Here is a 5,588-nt window from a genome sequence, read left to right on the forward strand (position 1 = left end):
GAGCTGGTAGGTCACCTCGGTGCGGCCGCCGGCGTGGAGGACGGTGAGGGTGCCGGAGCCGGTGCGGGTGGGGTCGGCGACGCGGCGGATGGCCTGGGCGGCGACGGCGTCGGCCGAGCCGTGCAGGGTGAGCCCCGGGGCGGCGGTCGGGGCGACGGCGGCGCGGATGCGGTCGTCGACGAGTTCGTAGTGGGTGCAGCCGAGCACGATGGCGTCGGTGCCGGCGGGCGTCCGGGCGGCGGCGTCGGCGATGGCGGCCGTGACGGCTTCGTCGTCGCCGTGCTCGACCGCGTCCGCGAGGCCCGGGCAGGCGACCTCGGTGATGTCCGCCGAACCGCCGAAGTCGCGGATCAGCCCACGCTGGTACGCGCTGCCGGTGGTGGCCGGGGTGGCCCAGATGGCGACCCGGCCGCCCCGCACGGCGGCGGGCTTGATCGCCGGGACGGTGCCGACCACCGGCAGCCCGGGCTCCAGCTCGGCCCGCAGGGTGGCGAGCGCGTGGACGGAGGCGGTGTTGCAGGCGATCACCAGCGCGTCGGGTTCGAGCGCGGCGGCGGCCCGGCAGCAGCCGAGGGCCAGTTCAGTGACCTCTTCCGGCGTACGGGGCCCCCACGGCATCGAGGCCGGGTTGGAAGAGAGCACCAGATCCACGTCCGGGCGCTGCTTCCGAAGGGCGGCGGCGGCGGCCAGCAGGCCGATTCCGGAGTCCATCAGTGCGATCTTCACGGCTCAAGACTTTAGTCGATCCGCCCGTCGGGCCCGGTTCTGCGGCAGACTGCCGGGGTGACCGTCCTGCTGTGGATCGCCGCGTTCTCCTTGCTGGTCTGGCTCTGGCTGGCGTGCTGCCACGGCTCGTTCTGGCGCACCGACGTTCGGCTGCCGCCGCGTCGCCCGCCGGTCCGCTGGCCGCAGGTGGCGGTCGTGGTGCCGGCCCGGGACGAGGCCTCGGTGGTCCCGGTGAGCCTGCCGACGCTGCTGGCGCAGAAGTACCCGGGGCGGGCCCGGGTGATCCTGGTGGACGACCACAGTTCGGACGACACCGGGGCGCTGGCGGCGGAGCTGCGGACGATCGACGGGCTGGAGCTCACCGTCACCACCCCTCCCCCGCTGCCGCCGGGCTGGACCGGCAAGCTGTGGGCGCTGCGGCACGGCGTGGAGCTGGCCGGTCCGGACGCCGAGTACCTGCTGCTGACGGACGCCGACATCGCGCACGGCCCGGATTCGCTGGCCGAGCTGGTGGCCGCCGCCGAGAGCAACGGCCTGGACCTGGTGTCCCAGATGGCCCGGCTGCGGGTGGAGACCGGCTGGGAGCGGCTGATCGTGCCGGCCTTCGTGTACTTCTTCGCCCAGCTGTACCCGTTCCGCCGGAGCAACCGTCCGGGTGCCCGGACCGCGGCCGCGGCCGGCGGCTGTTCGCTGGTGCGGCGGGAGGCACTGGAGCGGGCGGGCGGGGTGGCGGCGATCCGCGGCGCGGTGATCGACGACGTGTCGCTGGCCCGGGCGGTGAAGTCGACCGGCGGCCGGACCTGGCTGGGTCTGGCCGACGATGTGGACAGCGTGCGTCCGTACCCGCGGCTGGAGCAGCTGTGGCGGATGGTGTCGCGCAGCGCGTACGCCCAGCTCAGGCATTCGCCGGCGCTGCTGCTCGGGACGGTGCTGGGGCTGGCGCTGGTGTACCTGGTGCCGCCGGTGGCGACGGTGGCCGGGCTGGTGGCGGGCGCGCCGGCGGTGGCCGCGGCGGGTGGGGCGGCGTGGGCGCTGATGGCGGGCACGTACCTGCCGATGGTCCGGTACTACGGGCAGCCGGCCGCGGCCGTGCTGCTGCTGCCGTTCACCGCGGGGCTGTACCTGCTGATGACGGTGGACTCGGCCGTACAGCACTGGCGCGGCCGGGGCTCGGCGTGGAAGGGACGGACGTACTCCCGGGCCTGAGAAACCCGCTGCGCGCCGCACCGCCCCGATCCATACTGCTCGGATGGACCGTCAGCAGATCTCCCGCCTCGCCCATGCCCACCACCCGATCGCGGCCCCGCTGGCGGACGGCTCGGTGGCCCGGTTGCTGGACCGTGCCATGGCCGGGACGGAGCAGGGCCGGGCCCTGGACCTGGGCTGCGGCGAGGGCGCCTGGCTGCTCCGGGCGCTGGCCGCCGGCCCGGGCTGGCGGGCAGTGGGCGTGGACCTGGACGCGGCGGCGCTGACCCGGGCCCGGGAGTCCGCGGCCGCGCTGGGCGTGGCCCGCCGGATCGGCCTGCACCACCTGGACGCACGGGAGTTCACCGCGGAGGAGCCCTTCGACCTGGTGCTGTGCGTCGGCGCCACCCACGCGTTCGGTGGCCTGCTGCCGACGCTCGCCGCGGCCCGCGAACTCCTGGCCCCGGGCGGCCGGTTACTGGTCGGCGAGGGGTTCTGGCAGCGCGAGCCGTCCGGGGCGGCGCTGGACGGACTGGGCGCGGCACGGGAGGACTTCGCGGATCTCGCGACGACCACCGAGCGGGTCCTCGCGGAGGGCTGGACGCCGGTGTTCGGGCTTGTCAGCACCGAACAGGAGTGGGACGAGTACGAGTTCGCCTGGACGGGCTCGCTGGCCGAGTGGGCGCTGGACCACCCGGACCACCCGGACGCGGCTGCCGCCCGGGAGGCGGCGGACCGGCACCGCACCGGGTGGCTGCACGGCTACCGGGGGACGCTCGGCTTCGTCACCTACCTGCTGCGCCGCGACTGAAGCACGCCGAAGGGCTCTGAACACGCCCGAACCGCCTGAGCCTCCCGCCCCCGAACACCCCGCACCGGTCGGCTACTTCCCGATCCGCGCGAGGAAGTCGTCGATCAGCGGGGCGATTTCGGGCAGCTTCTCCTCCAGCGCGAAGTGCCCGGTGTCGAACAGGTGCAGCTCGGCCCCGGGCAGGTCGCGCAGGTAGGCGCGCGCACCGGCCTCGGTGAAGAACGGGTCGCCCACTCCCCAGAGCACCAGCGTGGGCGGCTGGTCGGCGCGCAGCCAGGCCTGCCAGGCGGGGTAGAGCTCGACGTTGGAGAAGTAGTCGAGGGCGAGTTCGACCTGGATGTCCTTGCGGCCGGGCAGGTCGAGGAAGTGCTGGTCGAGCGTCCAGCCGTCGGGGGCGACCAGGCTCGGGTCGCCGGTGCCGCCCTCGTACTGGCCGCGGGTGACGTCCGGGGTGAGGATCGAGCGGGCGGCCTGCTCCGCGCCCGGCACGCCGCGCCTGTTCGCGATGAACTCCCTTGCCTGGTCGGAGAGTCCCTCCTCGTAGGCGTTGCCGTTCTGGACCACCAGGCCGGTGATCCACTCCGGGCGTCGGGTGGCCAGGCGCAGGCCGACGGGGGCGCCGAAGTCGAAGACGTACAGCGCGAAGCGGTCCAGGCCGAGGGCGAGGCAGAAGCCCTCGATCACGTCGGCGAGGGTGTCGAAGCGGTACGTGAAGGCGTCGGGCGCGGGGCTGTCGCTGTGGCCGAAGCCCGGGTAGTCGGGGGCTATCAGGCGGTAGCGGGTGCCGAGCGCGTCGAGCAGCCGGGCGTACTGGTGGGAGGAGGACGGGAAGCCGTGCAGCAGCAGGAGCACGGGGGCGTCGAGCGGGCCGGTTTCGCGGTAGAAGACGCGCAGGCCGTCGACGTCGACGTGGCGGTGGTGGACGTGAGGGATCATCAGCTCGCTCATGCTAACCATTAAACAGCATGTGAATGGTTAGGCAAGGTGCCGTTCGGACAAGACGCCTGCCGGGCAGGGCACATGAGCGAGCTGATCCACTGTCACCGCGAGGGCCGGAGCACCGGCTCAGTGACCCCGCGCCTGCTCCTGCTGCACCAGGTGGTCGAGCACCTCGGGCATCGCCTCGACCCCGCCGGCCTGGGTCGGCGAGGTGCGGTACTCACCCTGGACGACGACCGTCGGCAGCTCGTTGACGCCGTAGCGGGTGAAGTCGGCGGCGGCCTCCTCGACCGACCGCGTCACCTCGGCGGAGCGGTACGTCTCGCCGAACGCCTTGGCGTCGACGCCCTGCCGCGCGGCCCAGTCGGTGGCGGTGGCCTCGGTGGTGAGGTCGACCCGCTCGGTGTGCACGGCGCGGAAAACGCTGACCTGGAGGCGGTCGACCTGGCCGAGGCGCTCCAGCGTGTAGAAGATCCGGGCGTGGCTCCGTTGCGCGGCCTCGTCCGGACTGCCGGGCCAGACGGCCGGGATGCGGCGCAGCGCGACATCGGCGCGGTGCTTCTCCGCCCAGGCCTGCAGGGGCTGTTCGAGCGCCTGGGAGTGGCTGCAGTCGTACCAGAAGAACTCGACCGCCTCGGTCCGGACGCTCTCACGGACCGGCTGCGGATGGTCGAGCTTGACGAACTGGGCGCCCCCGAACGGGATTTGGTGGGTGATCGCGCCGGCCTGGACGGGGGACGCGGCAATCCCGACGGCGACGGCGAGCAGGACGGTGGACCGCAGCAGCGACTTCGATTTCACACCGGGCAGTGTGCTGGCGGCGGTTCGCTACCGGCCGGTTGCTGCGCACGGGCCGCGCCGGATTCGCCCGGACGGCGTAGCCGGGCCGGGCGCGCGGACGGGCCGGCCACCCGACGGGGTCGGCCCGGCCACCCCGGTCGGCATGGCACCCCTGGCCCGCCTGGCCACCCCGGTCAGCGGGCGGCCTCCGGACCCGCCGTCCATACCTCGGCGACCAGTTGCTGCCAGGCGTCCACGACGGCGCCCAGCTCGAAGTGCTCCAGCGCGTGCGCCCGGGCCGCCGCGCCGAGGCCCGCCCGGTTGACCGCGAGCACCTTGCCCAGCGCCTCGGCGAGGGCGAGCGGGTCCCCGGGGGCGACCAGCGCGCCGGTGGCACCGTCCCGGACCACCTCGCGCACCCAGCCGACGTCGGTGGCCACGGCGGGCACCCCGGCCAGCGCCGCCTCGATCAACGCGCCGGGCACGCCCTCGCTGTCGCTGGTCAGCAGCAGCGCGTCGGCGGCGCGGTAGAGCGGGGCCGGGTCGGGCAGCGGGCCGAGGAAGTGGGCGCGGGCGGCGGCCGGGTGGCGGGCCAGCGACTCGCGCAGCGGTCCGTCCCCGGCGACGGCGAGCCGGACGTCGGGCAGCCGGTCGAGCACGTCGAGGGCCAGGTCGAGCCGCTTCTCCGGGGCTATCGCCCCGATCCAGGCGACCAGCAGCACGTCGGCCGGCAGGCCCAGCGCGTGCCGAGCGGCGCGCCGGTCGTCCCGGCCGTCGGCGGGTGGATAGCTCTCGGCGGCACGGGAGTTGGGGATCACGTGCACCTTCCCGTCGGGCAGCCGGAACTGCTCCTCCAGGACGACGCGCGCCTCGTCGGTGAGCGTGGTGACGGCGGCCGCGCGGTGCATCAGCGCGCCGCCGCGCACCCGGCGCAACCGGTTGGCGGTCCAGTAGCGCGGGTGGCCGACCGAGACGTAGACGAAGGGCGTACGGGTCCCGGCCAGGGCGAGGGCGCAGGCGGCCAGGGTGTCCGAGCCGTGGGCGAGCACCACGTCGGCGGCGCGGGAGGCGGAGCGCAGCGCCCGCAGGGTGCTCGGGTGCAGCCGGCCGGGGCCCAGCACAGCGGCGGAGCGCAGCCCGGCGGCGG

The 5,588-nt window shown here is 74.8% G+C and carries 6 protein-coding genes; 2 read left to right on the forward strand and 4 right to left on the reverse strand.

Annotation, left to right across the window (positions count from 1 at the left end; all coding sequences use genetic code 11):
- The coding region (locus AE652_RS34045; protein ID WP_049658708.1) for a glutamate racemase at positions 1-726 on the reverse strand (726 nt) is incomplete at its 3' end.
- Between the two features lie 57 nt (positions 727-783).
- Between AE652_RS34045 and AE652_RS34050 the strand changes: the two genes are divergently transcribed.
- On the forward strand, positions 784-1,932 hold the full coding sequence (locus AE652_RS34050) for a glycosyltransferase (RefSeq protein WP_049658710.1): 1,149 nt from the start codon (positions 784-786) through the stop codon (positions 1,930-1,932).
- 43 nt (positions 1,933-1,975) lie between these two features.
- Complete coding sequence (locus AE652_RS34055; protein WP_049658712.1) at positions 1,976-2,722, forward strand: cyclopropane-fatty-acyl-phospholipid synthase family protein; 747 nt, start codon at positions 1,976-1,978, stop codon at positions 2,720-2,722.
- A gap of 72 nt (positions 2,723-2,794) precedes the next feature.
- On the opposite strand, the gene AE652_RS34060 is transcribed toward AE652_RS34055, so the two are convergent.
- The 3 genes from AE652_RS34060 to AE652_RS34070 form a co-directional block, all read right to left on the reverse strand.
- Entirely contained in the window at positions 2,795-3,670 is an 876-nt protein-coding gene (locus AE652_RS34060) for an alpha/beta fold hydrolase (RefSeq protein ID WP_049658714.1), read from the reverse strand.
- A gap of 117 nt (positions 3,671-3,787) precedes the next feature.
- A complete protein-coding gene (locus AE652_RS34065) occupies positions 3,788-4,462 on the reverse strand; it encodes a thiol:disulfide interchange protein DsbA/DsbL (RefSeq protein ID WP_049658715.1) in 675 nt (224 codons plus the stop codon).
- A 173-nt stretch (positions 4,463-4,635) separates the two neighbouring features.
- A partial coding sequence (locus AE652_RS34070; RefSeq protein WP_159028629.1) for a glycosyltransferase family 4 protein occupies positions 4,636-5,588 on the reverse strand: 953 nt, incomplete at its 5' end.

Source organism: Kitasatospora sp. MY 5-36, from assembly GCF_001182915.1.
GTDB lineage: Bacteria > Actinomycetota > Actinomycetes > Streptomycetales > Streptomycetaceae > Kitasatospora.

What these genes read in the sequence shown, in the direction of transcription:
- AE652_RS34055 (WP_049658712.1), top strand. Translation starts at nt 1,976, where the DNA reads ATGGACCGTCAGCAGATCTCCCGCCTCGCCCATGCCCACCACCCGATC.
- AE652_RS34060 (WP_049658714.1), bottom strand. Translation starts at nt 3,670, where the DNA reads ATGAGCGAGCTGATGATCCCTCACGTCCACCACCGCCACGTCGACGTC.